Annotated in this window: 22 protein-coding genes; 15 read left to right on the forward strand and 7 right to left on the reverse strand. The window is 67.1% G+C overall.

The window, feature by feature from the left end; genetic code table 11:
- The first annotated feature begins 3 nt into the window (after positions 1 to 3).
- Both AC1DT6_RS12430 and AC1DT6_RS12435 read left to right on the forward strand, forming a co-directional pair.
- Positions 4 to 876: an N-formylglutamate amidohydrolase gene (locus AC1DT6_RS12430; protein ID WP_441629944.1), complete on the forward strand. Its 873-nt coding sequence runs from the start codon at positions 4 to 6 to the stop codon at positions 874 to 876.
- 257 nt (positions 877 to 1,133) lie between these two features.
- Positions 1,134 to 1,967 (forward strand): BspC domain-containing protein, encoded by an 834-nt coding sequence (locus AC1DT6_RS12435; protein WP_477114713.1) that lies wholly within the window; start codon positions 1,134 to 1,136, stop codon positions 1,965 to 1,967.
- 78 nt (positions 1,968 to 2,045) lie between these two features.
- Here AC1DT6_RS12435 and AC1DT6_RS12440 read toward each other — a convergent pair whose 3' ends face one another.
- Both AC1DT6_RS12440 and yaaA read right to left on the reverse strand, forming a co-directional pair.
- The gene (locus AC1DT6_RS12440) at positions 2,046 to 3,188 is read right to left on the reverse strand and encodes a M14 family metallopeptidase (RefSeq protein ID WP_441629940.1); all 1,143 of its coding nucleotides are present in this window, start codon (positions 3,186 to 3,188) and stop codon (positions 2,046 to 2,048) included.
- A gap of 111 nt (positions 3,189 to 3,299) precedes the next feature.
- Positions 3,300 to 4,085, reverse strand: coding sequence for a peroxide stress protein YaaA (gene yaaA, locus AC1DT6_RS12445; protein ID WP_441629939.1), 786 nt, complete (start codon positions 4,083 to 4,085; stop codon positions 3,300 to 3,302).
- A 39-nt stretch (positions 4,086 to 4,124) separates the two neighbouring features.
- On the opposite strand from yaaA, the gene AC1DT6_RS12450 reads away from it, so the two are divergent.
- Both AC1DT6_RS12450 and AC1DT6_RS12455 read left to right on the forward strand, forming a co-directional pair.
- Positions 4,125 to 4,664, forward strand: coding sequence for a putative toxin-antitoxin system toxin component, PIN family (locus AC1DT6_RS12450; RefSeq protein ID WP_441629937.1), 540 nt, complete (start codon positions 4,125 to 4,127; stop codon positions 4,662 to 4,664).
- Positions 4,665 to 4,718: 54 nt separating this feature from the next.
- A complete protein-coding gene (locus AC1DT6_RS12455; protein WP_441629935.1) occupies positions 4,719 to 5,915 on the forward strand; it encodes a pyridoxal phosphate-dependent aminotransferase in 1,197 nt (398 codons plus the stop codon).
- Between the two features lie 135 nt (positions 5,916 to 6,050).
- Here AC1DT6_RS12455 and AC1DT6_RS12460 read toward each other — a convergent pair whose 3' ends face one another.
- Positions 6,051 to 6,692 (reverse strand): glutathione S-transferase, encoded by a 642-nt coding sequence (locus AC1DT6_RS12460; RefSeq protein WP_441636758.1) that lies wholly within the window; start codon positions 6,690 to 6,692, stop codon positions 6,051 to 6,053.
- A gap of 224 nt (positions 6,693 to 6,916) precedes the next feature.
- Between AC1DT6_RS12460 and AC1DT6_RS12465 the strand changes: the two genes are divergently transcribed.
- The 5 genes from AC1DT6_RS12465 to AC1DT6_RS12485 all read left to right on the forward strand — a co-directional run bounded on the left by AC1DT6_RS12465 (position 6,917) and on the right by AC1DT6_RS12485 (position 12,688).
- Positions 6,917 to 8,440 (forward strand): 3-hydroxyacyl-CoA dehydrogenase, encoded by a 1,524-nt coding sequence (locus tag AC1DT6_RS12465; protein WP_441636756.1) that lies wholly within the window; start codon positions 6,917 to 6,919, stop codon positions 8,438 to 8,440.
- A 93-nt stretch (positions 8,441 to 8,533) separates the two neighbouring features.
- Complete coding sequence (locus tag AC1DT6_RS12470; protein ID WP_045238115.1) at positions 8,534 to 9,313, forward strand: oxepin-CoA hydrolase, alternative type; 780 nt, start codon at positions 8,534 to 8,536, stop codon at positions 9,311 to 9,313.
- 78 nt (positions 9,314 to 9,391) lie between these two features.
- Entirely contained in the window at positions 9,392 to 10,126 is a 735-nt protein-coding gene (locus AC1DT6_RS12475) for a histidine phosphatase family protein (RefSeq protein ID WP_441636754.1), read from the forward strand.
- Positions 10,127 to 10,192: 66 nt separating this feature from the next.
- Complete coding sequence (locus AC1DT6_RS12480) at positions 10,193 to 11,269, forward strand: phosphotransferase (protein ID WP_441636752.1); 1,077 nt, start codon at positions 10,193 to 10,195, stop codon at positions 11,267 to 11,269.
- 405 nt (positions 11,270 to 11,674) lie between these two features.
- The gene (locus tag AC1DT6_RS12485; RefSeq protein WP_441636750.1) at positions 11,675 to 12,688 is read left to right on the forward strand and encodes a Bug family tripartite tricarboxylate transporter substrate binding protein; all 1,014 of its coding nucleotides are present in this window, start codon (positions 11,675 to 11,677) and stop codon (positions 12,686 to 12,688) included.
- A 101-nt stretch (positions 12,689 to 12,789) separates the two neighbouring features.
- Here the strand turns inward: AC1DT6_RS12485 and ggt are convergent, their stop codons facing one another.
- Positions 12,790 to 14,652, reverse strand: a complete 1,863-nt coding sequence (ggt, locus tag AC1DT6_RS12490; RefSeq protein WP_441636748.1) for a gamma-glutamyltransferase — start codon at positions 14,650 to 14,652, stop codon at positions 12,790 to 12,792.
- A gap of 263 nt (positions 14,653 to 14,915) precedes the next feature.
- Here ggt and AC1DT6_RS12495 point away from each other — a divergent pair, with 263 nt between their 5' ends.
- From AC1DT6_RS12495 to AC1DT6_RS12505, 3 genes are all read left to right on the forward strand, one after another.
- Positions 14,916 to 16,688 carry a vWA domain-containing protein gene (locus tag AC1DT6_RS12495; protein WP_441636746.1) on the forward strand — a complete coding sequence of 591 codons (1,773 nt, stop codon included), beginning with the start codon at positions 14,916 to 14,918 and terminating at the stop codon, positions 16,686 to 16,688.
- A 92-nt stretch (positions 16,689 to 16,780) separates the two neighbouring features.
- Positions 16,781 to 17,401, forward strand: coding sequence for an RNA polymerase sigma factor (locus AC1DT6_RS12500; protein ID WP_441636744.1), 621 nt, complete (start codon positions 16,781 to 16,783; stop codon positions 17,399 to 17,401).
- A complete protein-coding gene (locus tag AC1DT6_RS12505) occupies positions 17,398 to 18,780 on the forward strand; it encodes a hypothetical protein (protein ID WP_477102667.1) in 1,383 nt (460 codons plus the stop codon). The genes AC1DT6_RS12500 and AC1DT6_RS12505 overlap by 4 nt, the downstream gene beginning before the upstream one ends.
- Positions 18,781 to 18,825: 45 nt before the next feature.
- On the opposite strand, the gene AC1DT6_RS12510 is transcribed toward AC1DT6_RS12505, so the two are convergent.
- A complete protein-coding gene (locus AC1DT6_RS12510) occupies positions 18,826 to 19,761 on the reverse strand; it encodes a LysR family transcriptional regulator (RefSeq protein ID WP_441630091.1) in 936 nt (311 codons plus the stop codon).
- Between the two features lie 193 nt (positions 19,762 to 19,954).
- On the opposite strand from AC1DT6_RS12510, the gene AC1DT6_RS12515 reads away from it, so the two are divergent.
- Together AC1DT6_RS12515 and AC1DT6_RS12520 are read left to right on the forward strand one after the other, a co-directional pair.
- Positions 19,955 to 21,217: an acyl-CoA dehydrogenase family protein gene (locus tag AC1DT6_RS12515; RefSeq protein ID WP_477114714.1), complete on the forward strand. Its 1,263-nt coding sequence runs from the start codon at positions 19,955 to 19,957 to the stop codon at positions 21,215 to 21,217.
- Positions 21,218 to 21,374: 157 nt separating this feature from the next.
- A complete protein-coding gene (locus AC1DT6_RS12520) occupies positions 21,375 to 22,067 on the forward strand; it encodes a glutathione binding-like protein (RefSeq protein WP_441630095.1) in 693 nt (230 codons plus the stop codon).
- Positions 22,068 to 22,110: 43 nt separating this feature from the next.
- Here AC1DT6_RS12520 and AC1DT6_RS12525 read toward each other — a convergent pair whose 3' ends face one another.
- On the reverse strand, positions 22,111 to 22,944 hold the full coding sequence (locus AC1DT6_RS12525) for a hypothetical protein (protein WP_441630097.1): 834 nt from the start codon (positions 22,942 to 22,944) through the stop codon (positions 22,111 to 22,113).
- A 460-nt stretch (positions 22,945 to 23,404) separates the two neighbouring features.
- On the opposite strand from AC1DT6_RS12525, the gene AC1DT6_RS12530 reads away from it, so the two are divergent.
- Positions 23,405 to 23,791: a helix-turn-helix domain-containing protein gene (locus AC1DT6_RS12530; RefSeq protein WP_441630099.1), complete on the forward strand. Its 387-nt coding sequence runs from the start codon at positions 23,405 to 23,407 to the stop codon at positions 23,789 to 23,791.
- A gap of 45 nt (positions 23,792 to 23,836) precedes the next feature.
- Here the strand turns inward: AC1DT6_RS12530 and AC1DT6_RS12535 are convergent, their stop codons facing one another.
- On the reverse strand, positions 23,837 to 24,856 hold the full coding sequence (locus AC1DT6_RS12535; RefSeq protein WP_441630101.1) for a threonine/serine dehydratase: 1,020 nt from the start codon (positions 24,854 to 24,856) through the stop codon (positions 23,837 to 23,839).
- Positions 24,857 to 25,135: the final 279 nt, after the last annotated feature.

The raw sequence follows: 25,135 nt of genomic DNA on the forward strand, positions 1-25,135 counted from the left end.
ATCATGACGGAAGCAGACCGAAAGACCGGGCTCAGCCCTTACCTCCTGCAACTGCCGCAAGGCGAGAGCAGCCCGCTCTTTCTCGATTCCCCGCACAGCGCCACCAGCTACCCGGCTGATTTCCGGCCGGCCGCCGGCCTGCCCCTGGCGCTGCTGCGCCAGGCCGAAGACACCTTCGTCGACGAGTTGTACGCCGACGCTCCCGCACGCGGCATTGCGCTGCTGTGCGCGGGCTTCCCGCGCAGCTACCTCGATGCCAACCGCGGCATCGAGGAAATCGACGAGGCCGTGCTGGACGCGCCCTGGCCCGGCCCGCGCCAGGAAACCTCGAAGACCCGACTCGGCAAGGGGCTGGTGTGGCGCGTGCTGGATACCGGCGAAGCCATCTACGACCGCAAGCTGAGCGTGGCCGAGGTGCAGGCGCGCATTGCGCAGTACTACCTGCCCTACTACGCCCAGCTGCAGAAGCTGGCCGACCAGGCTATCGCCAGCCATGGCAGCGCGTGGCACATCAACTGCCACTCGATGCCCAGCGAAGCGGCGCAGTACGCCACCGAGCATCCGGGGCTGCAGCATCCCGACTTCGTGGTCGGCGACCGCGACGGCACCACCTGCGATACGCGCTTCACGGACCGCGTCGAAGGCGTGCTCAAGGAGATGGGCTACGACGTCTGGCGCAACCACCCCTATAAGGGCGTGGAGATCGTGCGCGTGGTGGGCCAGCCGGCACAGAAGCGCCACAGCCTGCAGCTCGAGATCAACCGCAAGCTGTACATGGACGAAGTCGGCCTCGTGCACAACGCCGGGTTCGGCAAGCTGAAGGCCGATCTCAACGCGCTGCTGGAAGAGCTCAAGGTCTTCGTCAAGGCCGCTTGAGCGTACCGGAAACCATGCGGCCCGCCGTGCAATGCAGGGCAGGCCGCACTGGCACCGCAGCGCGCGCCAAATCCCGCACCGCCGCTCCCGCGGCGGTCTTTGCCGCCGCGCCGAAGGCTGCACTCGGCCGCAACGCCGGCAGCAACCCGCTTCGGGTGGAACCCTTACGCCGGGAGATTTCGGAACTTTGCTGCATGGGTTTCCTCTATCATGGCAGACCTTTGCCAACCCCTTATGCTCCAAAGCAAGACGATCCCGTGATCCGACGACTCTCTGACCTCATCAGCAGCCGGCTGTGCTCGCTCGCTGCTGCAGTGGCAGGTGCGATCGCCCTGGTGGGCTGCGCCGATACTCCGCTCAATGATCGCGACGCCGTGGCAACGCCCGGCATCGCCACCCAGGCCGCCGCCAAACCCGCGACCCCTGCCCCGCCCGTGGCCGCCGCCACTGCGGCACCGCCCACCAAGACCGTGACGCTACCCGCGCAAGGCCGCGTGAGTCTGGCCGAGTACCGTGCGCAGATGCGCCAGCAACTGATGCAAACCGAGAATGCGAGCGCGGATGTGGCCGATTGCGCCGCGCACGCCAGCTGGGTGGTGCCCCGCTCGGCCAGCTACGACGCACTGAAGATCCCCACCGGCGCGCTCGGCGCCGGCCAGGCCACCGTGGAACCCTGGGATGGCCGCTTCTCGCAAGGCAAGCAGGCGGTTCCGGTCAGCGCCGTGGTGACCTTTACCGCCACCGCCCACAAGCGCCATGCCGAAGCCCAGTGGGAACCGGTCAAGGTGCGCTGCGGCTATGCCGACGGCATGATGCTGGCCTACGAGCTGCTCGATGGCAGCGGCACCATCATCAGCGAACCGGCCGCCGCGCCCGCCGTACGCAGCAGCGCGACTACGCGCCAGGCCACCAGCAGCAAAGCCCGCAAGGGCGGCAAGGCGAGCAAGTCGGGCTCTGGGAAGGCCACCACCAGCACCAAGTCCACCAAGGCAACCTCTTCCAAAGCCGGCAGCAGCAGCAGCAGCAGCAGCAGCAGCGCCAAGCCGGCCAGCAAGAGCAGCAGCAAGTCGACCACCAAAAAGACGAATTAATGCCAACGCGCATTAAGGCGAACTGATGCGCCCCGCCAGATAGCCGCCCGGCGGGCGGCTATCTGGCCATCCGTGCGTTCAGCCCAGTTGCTCCAGGATGGCCTGCAGCATTGCCGCGCCCAGCAAAGCGCTGCGCGCGCCGTTCCAGCCCACCGCCGGATCGGGCTGATCGGCATTGTCCTTGAACGGCATCTCCAGCGTCAGCGACAGGCAGCCAAAGGTATGGCCGATGTACTTCGAGGCCAGCTTGAGCGCGTCCGCGTTGTACTTGCTGGCGGCATAGCCGTGGACGTCCTGGAAATCCGGCGTCGCGCGCTTGAACGCGTCGATGAAACGCAACTGTTCGGCACGCTGTGCTTCGGTGAAGCCGGGCAGCATCTCGCTGCCGGCGACGAAGTTATAGGGCAGGCCTTCGTCGCCGTGGATGTCGAAGAACATGTCGCAGCCGGCGGCCTCGATGGCGCGGCGCACGTGATACACCTCGGGGCTCGTCTGCTGGCTGGGAGCCATCCATTCGCGGTTGAGGTTGGCCCCGGCCGCATTGGTGCGCAGGTTACCGCGCGCCGAGCCGTCGGGATTCATATTGGGCACGATGTGGAAGACGGCGCGCTCCAGCAGGCGGCGCGCCACCGGGTCCCCGGCCCACAGGCCCGTGCCCGTCAGGCGTTGCAGCACGCCCTCGCAGAACCACTCCGCCATGGTTTCGCCGGGATGCTGGCGCGCGATCATCCAGATGGTCTTCTTGCCGTCGCCGGGCGTACCCACCGTGACCGCGGTCATGTCGCGGCCGTCCACGGTGCTGCCCAGGTGCGACAGGCGCGCCAGCGGCGAGCGCTGGCAACCGGCAAGCAGCGACAGATGGCGGTCTTCGGAATAAGGCTCGAAGTAGGCCAGCCAGATGCTGTCGTGCTCGGGCGTGAAGGCCACCGTCATGGTGCTGCCGTCGAAGGTGGTCGGCACGCGGAACCAGTGTGCGCGGTCGTACGACGCCACGGCTTCGTAGCCGCGCCAGCCATCGGGGTAGGTACAGTCGCCGGCATTGAGGAATTGCAGGCGGCAGGCCTGCCCTGCCGCGCCCTGCAAGCGGAAATGGAACCACTGGCGAAATTCGGCGTGCGAGTCGGCGCGGATGCGCAGGCGGATGTCGTCGGCCTGGGCGAGCGACTCGACTTCGATGGCGCCCGCATCGAAGCTGGCGGAGATATGCAGGGCTCTGGTCATGGCGTGGCATCTCGCAGGGTTCGCGCCGGAATGCCTCTCTCTGGGCAAGCCCTGGCGCTGGGTTCGGGGGCGGTCCGGCAACTGGCCGGCGGGCGTTGGTCTGTCTGCGCGTCAGTCTTCCAGGCGCCGGCGGAATACCCAGCGCGCGTCGTCGGAGGCTGCCGCATCGAAGGCGTAGCCGTGCTCGGCGAAGCGCTGGAGCCTTGCCGGCTCGGTGATGCGGTGGGTCACCGCATAGCGGGCCATATAGCCGCGTGCCCGCTTGGCGTGGAAGGAAATGATCTTGTAGCGGCCCCCTTTCCAGTCCTCGAATACCGGCGTAACGATCCTGGCCGCGAGCACCTTGGGCCGCACCACCTTGAAATACTCTTCGGAGGCCAGGTTGACCAGGGTGGGGCTACCCTCGCTCTTCTGCTCCCTGAAGTCCTCCTGCAGCAAGCGGGTGACGTCGTCGCCCCAGAAGGCATAGAGATCCTTGCCCGCCGCATTGTCCAGCCGCGTGCCCATTTCCAGCCGGTAGGGCTGCATCCAGTCAAGCGGCCGCAAGACGCCGTACAGCCCGGAGAGGATACGCAGGTGCTTCTGCGCGAAGGCGAGATCTTCGCTGGACAGGGTGGACGCGTCCAGGCCGTCGTACACGTCGCCATTGAAGGCGAGCACGGCCTGCTTGCTGTTAGCCGCGGTAAACTCCGGCGACCAGTCCCCGTAGCGGACGGCATTGAGCACCGCGAGCTTGTCGGAGATGTCCATCAGCGCGCCGATATCCTGCGGCGCGAGCTTGCGCAGGCGCTCGATCAACACCGCCGAGCGGTCGATGAAACGGGGCAGCGTATGGGTCTTCAGACGCGGGGGCGTCTCGTAGTCGAGCGACTTGGCAGGGGACAGGACGATGAGCATGGCAAAATCGCGGCAAACACAAAGGCCAGATTGTAACGAATGCACCCTGAATCCACCGCAGTACCCGCCAATTCCCCGCCGGCCGAGCCCGCCTTTGCCGCCCTGCCCGCGCCGCGGGTCGTGCTCGACTCCAATATCTGGGTCGACCTGCTGGTCTTTGCCGACCCCCATGTCGAACCCATCCGGGCCGCGCTGCACAGCGGCGCCATCGCCGCGGTAATCCGGCCCGACTGCCGCGAGGAACTGCGCCGTGTGCTGGCTTATCCGCAATTTGCCCATTTCGGCGTCGACATTCCCGCCGCCATGGCCACGGTGGACCGGTTGACCACCGCCTTCGCCATCCCGGAGGAAACCGAGACGCTGGCGGCGCGCCTGCCGCGCTGCCGCGACACCGACGACCAGAAGTTCATCGAACTGGCGCACTTTGCCCAGGCGGCCTGCCTGGTGTCCAAGGACAAGGCTGTGCTCAAGCTGAAGAGCCGGCTGCGCCGCCAGAGCGGCGTGGACATCCTGCTGCCCCAGGCCTTCGCCGGCTGGCTGGCGGCACGCCGTGCGCAGGCGCAGGCCGATCCCCGCTAGAATGCCAGCAACGTTTCCCGTCCATCCAGACCGTCCAGCCTGACGCAGCTTCCCATGCCCACCACCAATCCGAGCGCCCCGTCCGGCGCCAGCACCCTCGATCCGCTCACCCCGCCGATGTCGCGCCTGCCCAACGTCGGCACCACCATCTTCACCGTGATGTCGGCGCTGGCCGCCGAGCGCAACGCGGTGAACCTGGGCCAGGGCTTCCCGGATTTCGACTGCGACCCGAAGATCGTCGATGCGGTCGCGCATGCCATGCGCTCGGGCCTCAACCAGTACCCGCCGATGGCGGGCGTGCCTAGGCTGCGCCAGGCCATCGCCGACAAGATCGGCAAGCTGTACGGCCATGCCTACGACTGGGACAGCGAGATCACGGTCACGGCCGGCGCCACCCAGGGCATCCTCACCAGCATCCTGTGCGCCGTGCATCCGGGCGATGAGGTGATCGTGCTGGAGCCCTGCTACGACAGCTACATCCCCGCCATCGAACTGGCCGGCGGCAAGGTGGTATCGGTCGCGCTGGACGCGCCGCACTTCCGCATCCCCTTCGACCGACTCGCCGCCGCCATCACGCCGCGCACGCGGATGCTGCTGATCAACACCCCGCACAACCCCACCGGCACCATCTGGCGCGCGGGCGACATGGAGCGCCTGGCCGAACTGCTGGCAGGCACCGATATCCTGCTGCTGTCCGACGAGGTCTACGAGCACATGGTGTTCGACGGCCAGCTTCACCAGTCGGTCTCGCGCCATCCCGAACTGGCACGGCGCAGCTTCGTGGTGTCGAGCTTCGGCAAGACGTATCACGTCACCGGCTGGAAGGTGGGCTATGTGGCCGCGCCGGCGGCGCTGTCCGCGGAATTCCGCAAGGTGCACCAGTTCAACGTGTTTACGGTGAATACGCCGGTGCAGTACGGGCTGGCCGAGTACATGGCGGACCCCGCGCCTTACCTGGACCTGCCGGCTTACTACCAGGCCAAGCGCGACTTCTTCCGCGCCGGGCTGGCCACGACGCGCTTCAAGCTGCTGCCGTCGGATGGCACCTACTTCCAGTGCGTGGACTACTCGGCCATTTCCGATATGAGCGAGGCGGATTTCTCGATGTGGCTGACGCGCGAGATCGGGGTGGCGGCGATCCCGGTGTCGGCGTTCTATTCGCAGCCGCGCGAGTCTGGCGTGGTGCGGTTCTGCTTTGCCAAGAAGGAGGAGACGCTGGCGTTGGCTCTGGAGAGGTTGAAGGCGTTGTAAGAGCGCCTGCGGGACTGCGTGCGGCGCTGGTTACCCAAGCAGAACGGTCCTGCGAGCCGCTCCCGCCCCTGACGCAAGACCATCAACGCAAAACGCCCGCGGATCGCGGGCGTTTTGCCTGGAGCAAACCCTGACTTACTTCCGCCCGCTCAGCATGAGCTCCGTGTTCGCCTTGCGATCCGCGTTCACCTTTTGCACGGTGGGCCGCTCACCCATCCGCTTGAGGTAATCCCTGACCGGCAGGTCGGACAACATGTCCGTACCGTAGATGATCTTGGTGCACGACGAAATCAGCGGGAAGTGCACCACCGCGGCGCAGTCCGCCAGCGTGAAGGTCTCGCCAGCCAGGTAAGGCGAGAACTTCGCCAGCTTGGCGAACGCGGGGATATATCGCTCCAGCAGCTTCTTCTGGCGCTCCTTCACACCATCGCTCACCTTGCCGCCAAAGAACGCTTCCGGATAAAGCTCGCGCGCGGTCAGTTCCAGGTAAAGCTCGAGGAAGGTCACCAGTTCGCGTACCTTCGCGGCCCGGTAAGGGTCCGCCGGCAGCAGCGGAGATTGCGGATAGGTCGACTCGATATAGGCGTCCAGCACTTCGGACTCGCATAGCGGGCCGTGATCGGTGATCATGTAGGGCACTTTGCCCAAGGGCGAGGCTTCGAGATCGGTCTTGCCGATCCAGGCCAGTTCTTCCTCGAACGGCAGGTTCTTCTCCAGCAAGGCCAGCTTGACCTTGTTGTAGTAGTTGCTGGCGGCAAAGCCACAAAGTTTCAGCATGTCGTCTCTCTCCTCGTTATTTGCGATCCACAGGGGGGGAATCGCGATGGAATCAGGGGGCATCGTGTCCTGCGCATACCTGATCAACAGGCATTGTGAGCCATGACAGACTCTGGTGGTCCTCTCTGGCCGATCAGCGCACGCCGCTTGCATCGGCCCACTGTCGCGGATGATGCAAAAAACGTACGATCGTGCTAATTTAACCACACTTTTCTGGAAGCACTATGAGCACTTTCACCATCGACACCCTCGGCATCGTCGGCACGGGCGCCATGGGCCGTGGCATTGCGCAGATCGCCGCGCAAGCCGGCCTGACCGTCAGCCTGTACGACACCAACGCGCAAGCCGTGGCGGCGGCCCGGCAATACCTGCAGGACACCTTTGCCAAGCTGGCCGAAAAGGGCAAGATGAGTGCAGAGGACGGCGCAGCGGCGCTGGCCCGCGTGCTGCCCTGCGCCACGCTGGACGACCTGGCCGGCTGCGACATGGTGCTCGAAGCCATCGTCGAGAAGCTGGAAGTCAAGCGTGACCTGGTGGCAAAGCTGGAAGCCATTCTGCGTCCGGATGCGGTGATTGCCTCCAACACGTCGTCGCTGTCGATTACCGCGATCGCGGTCGGCGCGAAGCAGCCCGGCCGCATCGCCGGCTACCACTTCTTCAACCCGGTGCCGCTGATGAAGGTGGTCGAGGTCATCGACGGCCTGTCGGGCGACCCCGCCGTGGGCGATGCGCTGATGGCGCTGTCGCGCCGGCTCGGCCACACGCCGGTGCGCTGCAAGGACATGCCCGGCTTTATCGTCAACCATGCCGGCCGCGGCATGAATATCGAAGGCCTGAAGGTGGCGCAGGAAGGCGTGGCCGACTTCGCCGACATCGACGCCATCATGCGCGAGCAGGCCGGCTTCCGCATGGGCCCCTTCGAGCTGATGGACCTGACCGGGCTGGACGTTTCGCACCCGGTGATGGAATCCATCTACAACCAGTTTTACCAGGAGCCGCGCTACCGCCCGTCGCCCATCACGGCGGTCCGCTCGGTGGGCGGCCTGATCGGCCGCAAGGCCGGCGCCGGCTTCTACCGCTATGCCGATGGCCAGAAGCAGGTGCCCGCCGCGGCCGCCGTGCCGGCCGCGCGCCCCACCAGCGTGTGGGTAAGCCTTGCCGACGAACGTGGCCACGGCATGGCCGTCAAGCTGCTGCTCTCGCTGGGCATCACGCCCGAAGCCGGCAACCGGCCCTCGGACGACGCCCTGATCGTGGTCACGCCGCTGGGCCTGGACGCCACCACCTGCGCGCTGCATGAGGGCCTGGATGCGACACGCGTGGTCGCCATCGACACCCTGCTGCCGTTCGAAGCCACCAAGCGCCGCACGCTGATGACCACGCCCGCCACCTCCGCCGCCATGCGCGAGGCCGCACACGGCCTGTTCGGCAGCGATGGCGTGCCCGTCACCGTGATCCGCGACTCGGCCGGCTTCGTGGCCCAGCGCATTGTCAGCTGCATCGTCAATATCGCCAGCGACATCGCGCAGCAGCGCATTGCCACGCCGGTCGACATCGATCTCGCCGTCAACCTCGGCCTGGGCTACCCCAAGGGCCCGCTGGCGCTGGGCGACGTGATCGGCCCGCACCTGGTGCTGACGGTGCTGCGCAACCTGGAACGCCTGACCGGCGACATGCGCTACCGCCCCAGCCCGTGGCTGTGGCGCCGCGCCGGCCTCGGCCTGTCGCTGCTGGCCGAAGAGCAGTAAGAACCGCGACCGCAGGCTTGTCTTGGCCTGCGGTCGTTTCGTATCCGCCCCCCGCTTCTGCATTGTTGCATTCGCTTCTTCCCACAGGCCGCCATGACCGCACAGTTGCTATCCGAACGCGTCGACTCCACCTTGGTGCTGACCATCTCGAACCCCGAGGCACGCAACGCGCTGCACCCGGACATCTACGCGGCATCGCAGGAAGCACTTGAACTTGCCTCACGCGATCAGGAAATCCGTGCGGTGGTGATCACCGGCGCCGACGGCGTGTTCTGTGCCGGCGGCAACCTCAACCGCCTGCTGGGCAACCGCGCCAAGCCGCCCGAAGTGCAGGCCGAGAGCATCGAAGTCCTCAATCACTGGATCGAAACGCTGCACGCCTTTCCCAAGCCCATCATCGCGGCGGTGGAAGGCCCTGCCGCGGGCGCTGGCTTCTCGCTGGTGCTCGCGTGCGATTTCGTAGTGGCCGCCAGCGATGCGAAGTTCGTCATGGCCTACGTCAATGTCGGGCTGACGCCTGACGGTGGCGGCTCGTATGAACTGGCCCGCGCCCTGCCCCGCCAGCTCGCCTCCGAACTGATGATGGAAGGCAAGCCCATCGATGCCGCGCGCCTGGCCCATTTCGGGCTGGTCAACCGCGTGGTGCCTGCCGGCCAGGCGCTCACCGAAGCGCTGCGCCTGGGCGAAACGCTGGCCGCGCGCTCGCCGCATGCCGTGGGCCGCATCAAGGCGCTGATCAATCACGCCAGCACCGCCAGCCTGACCGGGCACCTGACCGAAGAGCGCGACAACTTCGTGGCCGCGCTGCATCACAAGGATGCGGGCGAAGGCATTGGCGCCTTCCTGGAAAAGCGCAAGCCGAACTATCGCTGAGCGGCCGACCTGGCCACGCAATACCACGCCGACCATGCCCGCGCAGACGGGCGCATCGGCCAAGCACCGGAGACTTGCATGGAATTGCCGCCCTCGCCCCGCCGCCGCGTCTACCTGTTGCGCCACGGCGCCGTGACCTACTTCGACGCGACCGGCCGCCCGGCGCTGCCCGAGCTGGTACCGCTCAACGAAACCGGCCGGGCGCAGGCCAGCGCCGCCGGCCGCGCCTTTGCCGCGGAGAACATCCGCTTCGACCGCATCATCGTCAGCGGGTTGCCGCGCACGGTGGAAACCGCCGAACGCGTGCTGGCCGAACTGCCCGGGATGGAAGACGCCACGCTGGAAACCTGGCCCGAGCTGCAGGAAATCCGTGGCGGCAAGCTGCAGGGCATCAGCGACGACAAGCTGCGCGATGCCTTTATCGGCGCCTTCGAAGGCGAAGTGCCGGAAGACAAGCGCTTTCTCGACGGCGAAAGCGTCGGCGAATTCCTTGACCGCGTGCTGCCCGCACTGCGCCGCCTGCGCGAGGATCCCAACTGGGACACCGTCCTGCTCGTCCTGCATGGCGGCACCAATCGCGCCATCCTGTCCCACGCCATCACCTGCGGTCGCCGCTTGTTCTACGGCAGCCTGATGCAAACCGCCGGCTGCATCAACGTGCTGGACGTGGGCGACGATCCGCTGGACTGGGTGGTGCGCATGATGAACTACTCGCCGCCCACGCCGGTGCACAGCGGCACGCGCCACACCACCATGGAAGTGCTGCTGCACCAGTACCTGCGCTTTCGCGACTTGCGGGGGCCGGCCAGCTAGCCACGCCGCAGGCAGACAGTTTCGAATCTCGGAAAACCCGGAACATACCGAAAAAACGGAGACAGCATGAGCACCAACGTTTCGAATTTCGAAGGCACCCGCGAGGTAGCCGAGCAGCAACGCTTCGACATGGCCGCGCTGGAGGTGTGGATGCGCGAGCATGTGGCGGGTTTTGCCGGCCCGCTCACCATCGAGCAGTTCAAGGGCGGCCAGTCCAACCCCACCTTCAAGCTGATCACGCCGGGCCAGACCTATGTGATGCGCGCCAAGCCCGGCCCCAAGTCCAAGCTGCTGCCCTCGGCCCATGCCATCGAACGCGAGTACCGCGTGATGGCCGCGCTGGCAGGCACCGACGTGCCGGTCGCCAGGATGTACGCGCTATGCGAGGACGAAACCGTGATCGGCCGCGCCTTCTACATCATGGAATTCGTCGCCGGCCGCGTGCTGTGGGACCAGTCCCTGCCCGGCATGACGTCGGCGGAGTGCAGCGCCATCTACGACGAGATGAACCGTGTCATCGCCGCACTGCACACGGTCGACTACAAGGCCATCGGCCTGGGCGACTACGGCAAGCCGGGCAACTACTTCTCGCGCCAGATCGAGCGCTGGACCAAGCAATACAAGCTGTCCGAGACCGAGAGCATCCCCGCCATGGACTCGCTGATGGCCTGGCTGCCTGATCATATTCCGCAGGAAGACGCCGATCTCACTTCGATCGTGCATGGCGACTACCGGCTGGATAACCTGATGTTCCATCCCACCGAGCCGCGCGTGCTGGCGGTGCTCGACTGGGAACTCTCCACACTGGGGCATCCGATGGCCGACTTCGGCTATCACTGCATGAGCTGGCATATCGCGCCGGGCCAGTTCCGCGGCATTGCCGGCCTGGACCACGCAGGGCTCGGCATTCCCGACGAGGCGACTTACCGCAGGACCTACGAGCAGCGCACCGGCCGGCCGATCACGGGCGACTGGAATTTCTACCTGGCGTTCAGCATGTTCCGGATCGCGGGGATCCTGCAGGGGATCATGAAGCGCGTGGTCGACGGGACGGCTTCGTCGGCGCAGGCCCTGGATGCGGGGAAGCGAGCCCGACCGATGGCGGAGATGGGGTGGGAGTATGCAAAGATGGCGCAGCAATAAGCGCGCATTGCTGCGCACGGCTTGAATGGGAAGACCTCTTCGCTTGTTGAAGAGGTCTTTTTTTAAGCCCTAGTTATCGTATCAGATGATGTGATGAGGTCATTCTCGATTTAACCAGCAGGATTGCAATGGGTGCCGGCGAACGGATGGCAAGCCGCATTGGGAACGCCCGCCCTCGCCCCCGGCCCTTCTCCCGCACGCAGAGGAAGGGGGGCAAACCAGTCACCGTAATCCATATTTCAGCAGCCAGGAAGATCGGTCGTGGTAGTGAAGTTGCGCTTAAGGCCTTTAGCGTCAACGCACAAAAACCCTTCCAGAAGAATGCCCTGGACCCACCCAAGACTTCGAGCTATCATCCAACACATACGACAACATACAACACAATACAAATCCGGAGACAACAAGATGCCGACGACCCGCCGCACCTTTCTATCCCGACTCTCCACGCTTGGCGCGACAGCCACCCTGGGCGGCCTCGGCGCCGCCGGCGCCCTGATCTCCCCCCGCGCCGCGCAGGCCGCCACCGACTGGCCCACCCGCCCGATCAAGCTGGTAGTCCCCTATTCCGCCGGCGGTTCCTCCGACATCATCGCCCGCCTGATCAGCCGCCAGTTGGGCGAAGCGCTCGGCCAACCCGTCGTGGTCGACAACCGTCCCGGCGCCAACGGCAATATCGGCGCCGCGATGGTCGCGCAGGCCGGCACCGACAACCACACCCTGCTGCTCTGYGATATCGGCGCGCTGGCCATCAGCCCGTCCGTCTACACCAAGCTTTCCTTCGATCCGGGCAAGGACCTGAAGGGCGTCGCCATGCTGGCTTACTCGCCGCATTTGCTGGTAGTCCACCCCTCGGTGCAGGTCAGCAACCTGAAGGAACTGGTGGACCTCTCCAAGCGCACTCAGCTCAACTTCGCGGTGACGGCCATCGGCAGCGCGCCGCACCTGGCTGGCGTGGCGGTGGCGCAGTCGACCGGCGCCAAGTGGCAATACGTGCCCTATAAGGGGGGCTCCCAGGCCGTGGCCGACACTGTGGCAGGCACCGCCCAGGTGCTGATGAACGGCATGCTGGCAACGCTGCCGCAGGTCCAGGCGGGCAAGCTGAAGGTGATCGCGATATCCAAGAAGACGCGCATGCCGCTGATGGGACAAGTGCCGACCATCGCAGAGCAAGGCGTGCCCGGCTTCGAATCGGGCACCTGGCAAGGCGTGATGGCGCCGGCCGGCATGCCCGACGCCCTGGTGGCGCGCATCAGCAGCGAACTGATCCGCATCATCCGCCTGCCCGAAGTGCGCGCGCAACTGGCTGGCCAGGGTGCCGAAGTGGTGACCATGACGCCGCCGGAAACGAACAAGTTCTTCGTCGGCGAGCGTGCGCGGTGGGCGGCGGTGGTGAAACAGGCTGACGTGCGGCTCGATTGAGCCAGCCGCGCGCCGGACAAAAAATGGCCGACTCGGAAGTCGGCCATTCATTTTTTCGGGAGCGCCGGCAGAGCACGCTCCATGCCAACCCGGCGAAACGCCTAGTCGCCCAGCGCAACCCCTTCGCGGCGCGGGTCGGCGCCGCCGGCCCAGGCCCACGTGCCGTCGGGGCGCTGGCGGCGCATGATGGCCTGCGTGCCGCTGGTCATCTCGATCTGCGCCACTTCATGCCCACGGTCTTTCAGGCCTTGCACCAGGGCCGGGCTGACCAGTCCGGCTTCCAGTTCCGTCGGCCCGTTGCGGCTGCCGAAGTTGGGCATGTTGATGGCCCCCTGCACGTCCATGTTCCAGTCCAGCAGGCCCACCAGCGTCTTGGATACGTACTCGATGATCTGCGAACCGCCCGGCGAGCCCACCGTGGCGACCAGCTTCCCGGTCTCGCGGTCGAACACCAGCGTCGGCGCCATCGACGAGCGCGGGCGCTTGCCGGCCTGCACCCGGTTGGCGACCGGCTTGCCGTTTTCGCTCGGCACGAAGGAGAAGTCGGTGAGCTGGTTATTGAGAATGAAGCCGCGCACCATCAGGTGCGAACCGAAATAGCTCTCCACGGTGGTGGTCATGGAAATCGCGCCGCCGGTATTGTCAACGGCAACAATCTGCGAGGTGGACACGCGCGGCGGCGAACGGTCCGGTGCCAGCGCCAGCGTGTTTCCAGGCGGCGTGCCAGCCTCCGCCTTGCCCATACTCTTCTCGCCGATCAGGCTCGCGCGTTGCACCAGGTAGTCACGATTTAGCAGCCCCGCAACGTTGACCGGCACGAAATCCGAGTCCGCCACATAGAGGCCGCGGTCGGCATAGGCCAGACGTCCGACTTCGGAAACAACGTGCACGGCTTCGATACCCGGCTCGACGCCGGCAGGCGTGGCCACCTGTTTAGGCTTCATCGCGGCAAGCGCGTATTTCGGGTCTTTCGCCTCCAGCGCCTGCAAGGTCCCGAGCATCTGCGCGATCGCGATGCCGCCCGACGACGGCGGCGGCATGCCGCAGATCTTCCAGCGCTTGTAGTCGCTGCAGATGGGCGCGCGCTCCTTGGCGCTGTAGTCCCTCAGATCCGCCAGAGACAGCGAACCGGCGTTGGCGCTGCCGTTGACCTGCTTGACGATTTCGCTGGCGATGGGGCCGGTATAGAGCGCATTCGGCCCGCGGCGGGCGATGTCGCGCAGGGTCTTGGCCAACGCCGGATTCTTCAACAGGGTGCCAACCGGCTTGGCCTTGCCGTCGGGCGTCAGGAAGTAGGCCGCCATCTCGGGCGAGTTCGGCAGGAATTTGTCCGCCGCGATCTGCGTATAGAGGCGCTGCGAAATCGGGAAGCCCTGCTCCGCCAGCGCGATAGCCGGCTCGAACAGCTTGGCCCAAGGCAGCTTGCCGTGCTGGCGATGCGCCATTTCCAGCGCGCGCAACACGCCAGGCGTACCCACCGAGCGGCCGCCGATCTGCCCGTCGCTGAAGCTCATGGGCTTGCCATCGGGGCGCAGGAAGAGATTCTCGTCGGCGCCAGCGGGCGCGGTCTCGCGGCCGTCATAGGCCTGCACGCGCTTGCCGTCCCAGTACATGATGAAMGCGCCGCCGCCGATGCCGGTGGCCTGCGGCTCCACCAGCGTCAGCACAGCCTGCATGGCGATCGCGGCATCGATCGCGGTACCGCCCGCGCGCAGGATCTTGCGGCCGGCTTCGGTAGCCAGGGGATTGGCGGCCGCGGCCATATGCTTGTCGGCATAGGTGGTGGTCATGCCCTGCCGGTAGCCGGACGACACTTCCGGTGCGGGCGGCATCGCCGTAGCGGCGGGAGCCGGGGCCACGGGAGGCGCGCTGGTCTGCGTCGAGCAGGCGCCTAGCAGCGCAAGCGCCGCGGCGGCGGCGAGCGGGCCGCGCCATAGCGCCGATGAATATGCCTGGGGTGCCATGCAATCGTCCTCCTGGGGGGAAAAATGCTCATTGTATGGCGCTCGGGCGCTGCTGCGGCACCCTTGGCGCACACCTCAGGGACAGCACCGATGGACCGCGTCAGGCAAACGTGGGCCGGCCTGTCCCGCGCGGCGCGATCTGCACTCGCCGTCCCCTTTTGAATTTTTTCCACCCGACTTAACCCCGCCAGCCGGGCTGCTTCGTTTCACTGACAGCGCCCTGCCGCCGGCATCGCCGGCGCGGCCCTTCAGGAGAAAAAGAAATGCTCAAGCGCCTGGGAGTCCTGGCTACTGCCTTTGTACTGGCCGCATGCGGCGGCCATCCGGCGACTGCTCCGACCTCGCCAACGCGAGACGGCAACGCCGAACCGGCCACAAGCCAACCGCTCGCGCCGCCGCCAGCCATGCCCGCCCAGCCCGTGCCCGCGAGCAAGGCCGGCGACGCCGCCACGCACGCCAGGGAGACAGCCGCCGGAGCCGTCGCCGATACGCGCGTCATGCGCGCCCAGCCGCCGGCGCCCCTGACCCTGATGGCCCACCCCATGCCCTACCCGCAGCCCCAGGCCGAGCCGGATCGCGAGCGCTATGGCGCCATCGACGAGAACGGCGTGCAGCTGGTTGCGCAGGCGCCCGTCTCCACCTTCAGCATCGATGTCGACACCGGCAGCTACAGCAATGTGCGCCGCCTGCTCAACGCCGGCCGCTTGCCGCCCGCCGATGCGGTGCGGGTGGAGGAGATGGTCAACTATTTCCCCTACGACTACGCGCAACCGCGCGATGGCCGTCCCTTCGCCGTGCACGCCGACGCCGCACCCGCGCCGTGGCACGCGCACAACGTGCTGCTGCGCATCGGCATCAAGGCGGCCGACGCGGCCCGCGACAGCCTGCCGGCGGCCAACCTGGTCTTCCTGGTCGATGTGTCGGGCTCGATGTACTCGGCCGACAAGCTGCCACTGCTGAAATCCTCGCTCAAGCTGCTGACGAATGTCCTGCGCCCGCAGGACCGCATCACCCTGGTCACTTACGCCAGCGGCACGCGCGTCGTCCTGCCGCCCACGCCCGGCAGCGACAAGGCCGTCATCGCGGCGGCGATCGACTCACTGGTCGCGGGCGGCTCGACAGCCGGCGCGAACGGCATCGCGCTGGCCTACCAGGCCGCGCAGCAGAGCTTTATCGCGGGTGGCATCAATCGCGTACTGCTCGCCACCGACGGCGATTTCAACGTGGGCATTACCGACTTCCGCCAGCTCAAGTCGCTGGTCGCCGAGAAGCGCAAGTCGGGCGTCTCGCTGTCCACGCTGGGCTTTGGCACCGGCAACTACAACGACCAGCTGATGGAGCAGCTCGCCGATGCGGGCGACGGCGCCTACTCCTATATCGACAACCTGATGGAAGGCCAGAAGGTGTTGGTGGAGGAGTTCAGTTCCACGCTCGCCACGGTGGCGCGCGACGTCAAGATCCAGGTCGAATTCAACCCCGCCACGGTCAGGGAATACCGCCTGATCGGCTACGAGAACCGTGCGCTCAAGCGCGAGGATTTCAACAACGACAAGGTCGATGCGGGCGACATCGGCGCCGGGCACACCGTGACCGCGCTCTATGAGCTGACCCTGACGGACCAGCCCGGCCTGCTTGACCCGCTGCGCTACCAGCCGGCCAGCCCCACCGCCAGGCCGGGCAAGGGCGCCGCCGGCGAGCTGGCCCACATCAAGCTGCGCTACAAGCTGCCGCAGGCCCAGGCCAGCGAGTTGATGGACCTGCCCGTGCAGGCCGCTTCGGTGCGGCCGCTGGCGCAGGCCGACGATGCCTTCCGCTTTGCCACGGCGGTAGCGGGCTTTGGCCAGGTGCTGCGCGGCGGCAACCATGTCGGCGGCTGGACCTACGCCGACGCGCGGGCCCTGGCGCTGGGCGCGCGCGGCACCGACCGCTTCGGCTATCGCGGCGAGTTCATCAAGCTGATCGACCTGGCCCAGTCCTTGTCGACGCGCGCGCCGCTGGCGCAGGACGACGGGCCTGCCAGGGGGCAGCCACGCTGAAACCGCCATCGGCCGGGCTGCCCGCGCGCGCCGCCCGGCACGGACATCCCGACCCGCACGACAGCGGGCGGGGCTGTCATATACTGCCGCGCATGCATGCCTCCACGCCTGGCGCCCCGCCGCCCACCCCACCCTCCGGACTGTCCGCGCTGCCTGACACCGACCTGATGCTGCTGGTCGCCAACGGCCTGATCGAGCAGCCGGTGGCCGAGCTGTTTCGCCGCCACAACGCGGCGCTATACAACTATGTGGCCTGGCTCTGCCAGGGCAATGCCGGCGAGGCCGAGGACATGACGCAGAAGACCTGGGTCAAGCTGATGACCCGCTGCGGCGACTACCAGCCCAGCGCGGCCCTGCGCACCTTCCTGTTCCAGATCGCGCGCAATACCTGGCTGGACCAGTTGCGCGGCGCCTACGAGCGCCAGCGCGACACGCTCGACGAGGGCCACCTCGCCCTGCCGTCCGACGACCTGAGCCCCGAGGCCGAGGCGCAGCTGCGGCAGAACCTGCAAGGCGTGCGGCAAGCGTTGCTGGCGCTGCCGGCGGCGCAGCGCGAAGTGATCGTGCTGCGCTTTTTCAGCGAGATGAGCGTGGAGGAAATCGCCCTGACGCTGGGCGAGAAGTTCGAGACCATCAAGAGCCGGCTGCGCTATGCCTTCGCGCGGCTGCGCGATAGCCTGGCGGCCACGGCGTCGCAGGAGCGGCTGCCATGAGCGCGGACGAACGACTCATTGCCGGCGAAGACCGGCTCGCGGCACTGCTGCGCGAGGTGCCCGCCTTTGTGCCGCCAGCCTCGCTGGAGGCTGCGGTGATGGCCGCCGCGCGCGCCGAGCAAGCGGCCCGGCAGATGACCCGGCAAGCGGCCGCGCCATTGCCGCCCGCCGCCTTGCCGGCCAGGGTCCGGGCCTACACCGAGCAAGCCGACAACCCCGCCGTCGATGACGAACTGGCATTTGGCCCGCCAGCCGGACTGGAGGCATCGGTCATGGCGGAAGCCGCGCGGCTGCAGGTAGCACAGGCCGCCCGCCGCAGCGCCGTACTGGAGGAAGTCCGGCGCGGCGACGCGCCGCAGAGCGTGCTTGGCGCGCCGGTTAGCGCGGCGGCACAGGCCTGGCTGCGCGAACAGGCGCAGGCCGCGCAACAGGCTTCCGACGAACAGGCTGCGGCCAAGCCGGAGCGCGCACGCCGTGCCCGGCGCTGGTGGCCCGCGCTGGGCGTGCTCGCCGGCACCCTCGGCGTGGGTGTCTTGTCGCTGCAGATCGTGTTGCGCCAGCTTGACCTGCGCGACGGCGAGATCACGCTGCCGGCCAAAGCGCCCGCGACGGAAAGCGCAAAGCGTGCGCCTGCCGCGCCGGCAATGCACGCGGAGGCAGGCAAGCCGGCAGCGGAACCAACGCAAGCCGCGTCCGCCAGGCAGCCTGCATCGCCACAGGCGGATGCCAAGGCGCCACCAGCCCCGGCAGCCGCACCCGGGCCATCGGCAGCCCAGGCGCCAGCAGCCAGCCCGGCCGCAACGGCCAACGCCCAGCCCAGTCGCGCGCCCGCTGCGGAGGCGCAGGCCAGGACCGCTCCGCGCGAGTCCGACATGCTGGCGGAGCACCGCCCGGCTGCCGCGCCGGTGATTCGCGCGCCGGCACCGATGGCATCGATGGCACCCATGCCGCCGATGGCTTCCGTCGCGCCTCCGGCCCCGGTCGCGCCTATCGCGCCGCCGGCGCCGGCTCCCGCCATCGAGCCGCCGCGCTTTGCGCTGCGAGCCAGCCCGGCACCGCAGGCCGAGACGGCGCGCGCACCTGCGGCCAGGGGACAAAAACTGGCGGCATGGACAATGAGCCTGCGGGAAGAACCTCAGTTGGCAGTAGAGCGCCTGATGTCGGATGCGCCAGGCACCGGATCCGCCGCCGGTGCGCCGCTTGCGCTGCGCATCACAGCGGCGGCACCCGCTAGCCCCGAGGTCCGGGCCTGGGTCGAACGGCTATGGCAAGCCGTGCCAGCCGAACGCCGCCCGCCGCTGCCTTACGCGGTACAGGCTGACAGCACGCTGCCCCCGGCCACCGTGCGCATCGAGCGACAGGCCGATAACGCGCCTTGACGGGCAACGCCGCGCGGCGGGCCGCGCCACCCTCAGCAAAGGGAGTCAGGTCTGCGCCGCCTCGCCAAGGCCACCGCCCAGCGAGGTGATCACGGCCATCAACTGTTCTCTCAGCCAGCGATTGGCTCCGTCGTTCTCGCCGCCCGCGTGCCAGTAAAGGTGCAACTCCAGTGAGGGCACCTTGAAGGGCAGCGACAGCAGCCGGTTGGCATAGGGTTCGTTGGCGATGCGCGCGTAGCGCAGCGGCAGCGTGGCCAGCAGGTCGGTGCAGCTCACCACGCGGCAAGCCGCGGCGTAGTGCTGACAGCGCAGACGCACCCGGCGCGTCAATCCCATCCGGTGCAGCGCCTGGTCCTCCAGGCCGGCACCACGCCGGCGCGAAGACACATGCACGTGTTCGGCGGCCAGGTAGCGGTCCAGCGTCAGTTCCTTCTTCACCAGCGGATGATCGCGGCGGGCCAGCACCACCATTGGGTCGGCCATGAAGGGCGCGTGGTGGATCGCGGGCGACACCGGCAGCAGGATATCGATGGCGGCGTCGAGCGTGCCGGCCAGCAGTTCGGACTCCATCTCGCGCCGGTCGAAGCGGATTGCCGCGATTTCCACCTGCGGCGCGACGGCGGTCACCCGCGCCATCAGGGGCGGCAGCAGGGTCGACTCCAATGCATCGCGCATGCCGATGGTGAATCGCCGCACGGTGGCCGCCGGATCGAAATGCGGCGTATCTTGCAGGGTGCGCGCGAACGATTGCAGCGCGGTGCGCACCTCGGCGGCCAGCGAGCGCGCCAGCGGCGTGGGCGCCATGCCCTGCCCGCGCCGCTCGAACAGCGGATCGTCGAACAGGTTGCGCAAGCGCCCCAGCGCATGGCTGACCGCGGGCTGGGTCAGGTTAAGCTGGCGCGCGGCGGCCGTGATGCTGCCTTCGCTATGGATAGCGTCGAACACCACGAAGAGATTCAGGTCGATCCGGGATAGCTGCATGGCAGGCATTCTGGCATGGAATGCACCGCATTGATACTGGCAAATCCAGAAAATTCATTTTTCTAATTACCTGGATTACGGTACAGTCCTCTTCAGTCGGCGCGAACCGCGTCCGCCGGTGCCGGAAACGGCGCGCAGCAACCCGCTGCGGCCCCACCGGAAACCGGCCTCATTCTGAGGTGGAGGAGACAACATGCAATTCGAGTACACGCCCAAGGTCAAGGAAATGCAGGCCCGCCTGCTGGCCTTCTTCGACAAGCACATCTATCCGAACGAAAAGCGTTTCTACGCGGAAATCCAGGCCAATCGCCAGGCCGGCAACGCCTGGGTGCCGACCAAGGTGATCGAGGAACTCAAGCCGCTGGCCCGCGAAGCCGGCCTGTGGAACCTGTTCCTGCCCCACTCCAAACGTGCCCCGGAAGGCCTGTCCAATCTCGAATACGCGCCGCTGTGCGAAATCATGGGCCGGGTGCCCTGGTCGGCCGAAGTCTTCAACTGCGCCGCGCCCGACACCGGCAACATGGAAACGCTGGAGCGCTACGCTTCGGAAGCCCTCAAGGACAAGTGGCTGGAGCCGCTGCTGCGCGGCGAGATCCGCTCGGCCTTCCTGATGACCGAGCCGGCCGTGGCCTCGTCGGACGCGACCAATATCTGCTGCAGCATCCGCCGCGACGGCGACGATTACGTGATCAACGGCACCAAGTGGTGGTCGTCGGGCGCAGGCGACCCCCGCTGCCACGTCTACATCGTGATGGGCAAGACCGATCCGGAAGCGGGCCGCCATGAGCAGCAATCGATGATCGTGGTGCCGGCCGATACGCCGGGCATCACCATCAAGCGCTTCCTGCCAGTGTTCGGCTACGACGACGCGCCGCACGGCCACATGGAAATCGAACTGAAGGACGTGCGCGTGCCGGCCGCCAACATCCTGCTGGGCGAAGGCCGCGGTTTCGAGATCGCCCAGGGCCGCCTCGGCCCGGGCCGCATCCACCACTGCATGCGCAGCATCGGCGTGGCCGAGCGCGCGCTGGAACTGCTGTGCAAGCGCGCCCTGTCGCGCGTCGCCTTCGGCAAGCCGGTGGCCGCCCAGGGCGTGACGCGCGAACGCATCGCCGAAGCCCGCTGCGAGATCGAAATGGCTCGCCTGCTGACGCTCAAGGCCRCCTACATGATGGACACCGCGGGCAACAAGGTGGCCAAGGCCGAGATCGCCATGATCAAGGTAGTGGCGCCGAACATGGCGCTGAAGGTGATCGACTGGGCCATCCAGGTGCACGGCGCCGCCGGTGTCTCGGACGATTTCCCGCTGGCTACGTGGTGGGCGCACCAGCGCACCCTGCGTCTGGCCGACGGCCCGGACGAGGTGCACCGCAATGCCATCGCCAAGCTGGAACTGGCCAAGCACATGGGCGTGAATTCGGACGAGATCAACATGCCGGTCACGCGCGGTTTCTAAGCCGCAACCCGCACCGTTGCCGGCCCTGCCGGCAACATGGAAAACGCGCAGCCTGTCTGCGCGTTTTTTTCTTCTGTGCTTAAATCGCGCGGTTCACCACGTGCCACGCCAGTGGTTGACGTGGCGGTCACCCCTTCGCAGCCAGGAGCCCCATCCGATGATCGACGTCTACAGCTGGCCTACGCCCAACGGCCACAAGGTTCACATCATGCTCGAGGAGTGCGGCCTCGAGTACAAGGTCCACCCCGTCAATATCGGCGCCGGCGACCAGTTCGAGGCCGACTTCCTCAAGATCAGCCCGAACAACAAGATCCCGGCCATCGTCGATCCCGACGGCCCCGACGGCCAGCCCATCTCGCTGTTCGAGTCCGGCGCCATTCTGCTGTACCTGGCCGGCAAGACCGGCAAGTTCCTGCCCGAAGATGTGCGCGGCAAGTACGACGCGCTGCAGTGGCTGATGTTCCAGATGGGCGGCGTCGGCCCGATGCTGGGCCAGGCGCACCATTTCCGCATGTATGCGCCCGAGAAGATCGAATACGCCATCAACCGCTACACCAATGAGGCTCGCCGCCTCTACGGCGTCATCGACAAGCAATTGTCGGAGCATGCCTGGCTGGCGGGCGACGCGTACTCCGTGGCCGACATCGCCACCTTCCCCTGGCTGCGCAGCTGGCAGAACCAGGGCGTGGAAATGGACGACTACCCGCACCTCAAGCGCTGGTTCAACGAGATCGCCGAGCGCCCGGCGGTCAAGCGCGGGGTGGAAGTGCTGGCCATGGAACGCAAGCCCATCCGCGATGAGAAGTCGCGGGAAGTCCTCTTCGGCGCCAAGCAATACCAGCGCCGCTGAGCATCCGCCCGAAGCAGCCCCGGGGGACCGCGCGCGCGTGGCGTCAATGCAGACAGACGGACCGCAGCGCGGCCTCGCCCACCACATGCGCCGGCGCCTGCAGGCAGCACAGCAGGCTCGCCACGGGATGGAGCGCATCGATCCGATACGTTTCATCGGGATCCGGCGCGAAGACCATGCCGGGCTGCAGGTAGGCCACCTCGCGCTCGGCATGCGGCCAGGGCGAATGCCACTGCAGGCACAGCGTCCCCTCATGGCAGGCCGCCCAGTTCAGCCCGCCCGCGCGCAGGCGCATCGCCCATTCCGGCTCGCCCTCCCCAAGCGAGACAAAGGCCGCGTTGACCCGCAGCACGCCAGGCGCGGAACGCGCCTGGCCTTCGGCCAGCCCTGGCGCGAAGCATCCCGAGCGCACCGACACGCCGCTCACCTCGATCGTCTCGGCGCCGGGTGTAGCCCGCCAGCGCTCCGCCTGGCCCGTGGCAAACGCATCGTAGCTGCTGGTGATGCCCGCCCCCACCAGCCCGACGGCATTGGGATCCAGGATGGCGCGGATCATTACGGCGTCCTGCAGCACCGCCAGATCCAGGCGCTCGGCCTGACGCAGCGCGTACAAGCCGCCGGCGGACAACAGCACGGGGGCGCCGCCCACCGGCGTCAGCTTGATGGTGCCGTACAGACAGGCCCACCACTCGGCACGGGCGGTGACGATACCTGACTGCATCGCGCCCTCCGGCAGGAAGATGTAGTCGCCGCTGCTGCCCAGCCCGGCGGCCTCCGGCACCACCCTCACCTGCAAACCGACGCGCAACTGCGAAGCGCTTCCGCCCGCCAGTATTTCGCCGCGCATCTGTGCGTCGAACAACGAAAAAATACGCATGGCACTTCCTTCTCCGCGTAGTGGAAAAATGCAGCGCCGCGCTTCCCCGTGGGTTGGAGTCCCCGATGTCGTGATGCCCAAGGCTTTGGTTGCCTGGTTTCTTGGTTTCTTGGTTTTCTGGTTTTGCCGCTGCCTGGCCGCCCGGTATCGGCTCGCACAGGTGCCCGGCAGCGTTCGTAACACTCGGAAAAGCTTTTACCGAGCACTCGCGGGCATCATCCACAGGTTTTCCGAACGCATGCCGCCTGCAGCAGGCGCCAACGTATTCGCCAATGGCAACCGCGATAAAAAACGGCCGAAACCTCTTCAAACGAGGGGCAAAACCGAGCGTTCCTGCCCATCGACCATGCCAGCACTCTGCGTGTCTCGCCCAGTAACCTATAGTGCGTCCTACTATAAAGCGTCGCCACAAAGAGGTCAATAACTTAGCCTCGACCCGTTCTCCATTACGCATAGAGCCATGGTCGGTGATCCTCTCAAGCTGTTTGGACTGCACCTTGCGGAGTTGCGCAAACAGCGTGGCTGGTCGCAGGAGAAGCTTGCTCTCGAAAGCGGAATGGCACGCTCCTACCTGAGCGGTATCGAGCGCGGGATGCGCAACGTTTCCCTGATCAATATCTGCGCGCTGGCAGGCACGCTCGGCGTAAGCGCCAGTGAAATGCTCAACTTCAACAGCGGTGACGGCCAGAGCGGCGCCCTCGTGCTGGAGCAGAAGTGCGCCGAGTTCAATATCACGCCGGCGCAGCGTGTCACCGTGCGCCATATGGCACTGATGACCGACACCGAGCAGGATGTGATCGCGTCGGTGGCGCGCACAATCGCCGTCCGGGCCATGCAGCAGACCTAGCGGCCCGGCGCCCAGAGCGCCCCGGGCCGCGCGCGGCAGCCAGGCTCAGCCGGCGGCGGCCGGCGCATCCACTGCCAGCAGTTCGGCAAAGCGTGCCGCGTCGAGGTTGGCCCCGCACACGATCAGCGCCACCTTTTTCCCCGCCAGTGTTTCGCGCAGCGGCCCCAGCAACGCCGCGGTGGACACCGCCGTAGCCGGCTCCGTGGCCAGCTTCATGTCGCGGTAGAGGATGCGCATGGCGTCACGTATCGCCGCGTCGGATACCCGCACCATGCCGTCGACAAACTGGCGGCACACGCCGTAGCTGTAATCGAGCGCATACGGCGCGCCCAGGCTGTCGGCAATCGTCCTGACCCGCTCCAGGGCCTGCGGCCGCCCGGCCTCGAAGCTGCGGTTCATGGCATCGGCGCCATCCGGCTCGGCCCCATAGACCCGGCAGGCCGGATTGATCTGCTTGACCGCCGCGGCGATGCCGCCGCACAGCCCGCCGCCGCCCACCGGCACCACCACCGCATCTAGCCCGCTCACCTGGCGCATCAGTTCCAGCCCCACGGTCGCGGTGCCCTGCGCGATCAGCGGGCCGTCGTACGGGTGCACCATGGTGCGCCCCTCCTGCTCGACCAGTTGCAGCGCGTGGTCGAAGGCCGCGTGTATGTCCGGTAACAACAGCACCTCGGCCCCGGCCTCGCGGCAGGCGGCCATGCGCGCCGGACTGGCGCTGGCCGGCATCGCCAGCTTGGCGCCAACGCCAGCCACCTTTGCCGCGTGGGCTACCGCCATGGCATGGTTGCCCGCACTGGCCGCCACCACGCCACGCGCGCGCGCCGCGCCGTCCATGCGCTCGATACTGTTGAGCGCGCCGCGCAGCTTGAAGGTGCCGGTGATCTGGAACAGTTCCAGCTTGAGCCATACCTCGGTGGCGGGATCGAGCTGCTGCATGGCGCCGGTCTGCCAGCGCCACACGGGCGTCTCCAGCACCTTGCCCTGGAGCCGGCGCGCGGTCTCCTGGATGTCGGGCAGGCTGGGATAGCGGGCGTGCGCGCGCAGGTCGGAAAGATCGGACATCGGGTGTTCTCCATCGAATCGGTTGGTCGCGTGCAGGCCCCATGGCCGTGCACGGCAAGGGAGGGACCACGGGCCACCGAGCACCAGCCAAAGCCGCAGCTCAGCGACCCCGGATAATTCGAATAATGGAGAACGAGAAGGAGGAGGACAGGCGGGACGTGGGCTGCCCGGCGCCCGCGCATGCAGCGGCGCCACCGGTAGCGGTGTCGCGGCAATGCGAAGAAGGGGCGGGCGATGTCGACGTCATGGACCGGCCAGTATGCCACAAGCGGTGGCCAC

The sequence above is a fragment of the Cupriavidus sp. 01L45 genome, from assembly GCF_056399885.1.

Coding starts and splice junctions, on each gene's coding strand:
- AC1DT6_RS12430 (WP_441629944.1), top strand. CDS start 4: ATGACGGAAGCAGACCGAAAGACCGGGCTCAGCCCTTACCTCCTGCAA.
- AC1DT6_RS12440 (WP_441629940.1), bottom strand. CDS start 3,188: ATGACCAGAGCCCTGCATATCTCCGCCAGCTTCGATGCGGGCGCCATC.
- yaaA (WP_441629939.1), bottom strand. CDS start 4,085: ATGCTCATCGTCCTGTCCCCTGCCAAGTCGCTCGACTACGAGACGCCC.
- AC1DT6_RS12450 (WP_441629937.1), top strand. CDS start 4,125: ATGCACCCTGAATCCACCGCAGTACCCGCCAATTCCCCGCCGGCCGAG.
- AC1DT6_RS12455 (WP_441629935.1), top strand. CDS start 4,719: ATGCCCACCACCAATCCGAGCGCCCCGTCCGGCGCCAGCACCCTCGAT.
- AC1DT6_RS12460 (WP_441636758.1), bottom strand. CDS start 6,692: ATGCTGAAACTTTGTGGCTTTGCCGCCAGCAACTACTACAACAAGGTC.
- AC1DT6_RS12465 (WP_441636756.1), top strand. CDS start 6,917: ATGAGCACTTTCACCATCGACACCCTCGGCATCGTCGGCACGGGCGCC.
- AC1DT6_RS12470 (WP_045238115.1), top strand. CDS start 8,534: ATGACCGCACAGTTGCTATCCGAACGCGTCGACTCCACCTTGGTGCTG.
- AC1DT6_RS12475 (WP_441636754.1), top strand. CDS start 9,392: ATGGAATTGCCGCCCTCGCCCCGCCGCCGCGTCTACCTGTTGCGCCAC.
- AC1DT6_RS12480 (WP_441636752.1), top strand. CDS start 10,193: ATGAGCACCAACGTTTCGAATTTCGAAGGCACCCGCGAGGTAGCCGAG.
- AC1DT6_RS12495 (WP_441636746.1), top strand. CDS start 14,916: ATGCTCAAGCGCCTGGGAGTCCTGGCTACTGCCTTTGTACTGGCCGCA.
- AC1DT6_RS12500 (WP_441636744.1), top strand. CDS start 16,781: ATGCATGCCTCCACGCCTGGCGCCCCGCCGCCCACCCCACCCTCCGGA.
- AC1DT6_RS12505 (WP_477102667.1), top strand. CDS start 17,398: ATGAGCGCGGACGAACGACTCATTGCCGGCGAAGACCGGCTCGCGGCA.
- AC1DT6_RS12510 (WP_441630091.1), bottom strand. CDS start 19,761: ATGCAGCTATCCCGGATCGACCTGAATCTCTTCGTGGTGTTCGACGCT.
- AC1DT6_RS12520 (WP_441630095.1), top strand. CDS start 21,375: ATGATCGACGTCTACAGCTGGCCTACGCCCAACGGCCACAAGGTTCAC.
- AC1DT6_RS12525 (WP_441630097.1), bottom strand. CDS start 22,944: ATGCGTATTTTTTCGTTGTTCGACGCACAGATGCGCGGCGAAATACTG.
- AC1DT6_RS12530 (WP_441630099.1), top strand. CDS start 23,405: ATGGTCGGTGATCCTCTCAAGCTGTTTGGACTGCACCTTGCGGAGTTG.
- AC1DT6_RS12535 (WP_441630101.1), bottom strand. CDS start 24,856: ATGTCCGATCTTTCCGACCTGCGCGCGCACGCCCGCTATCCCAGCCTG.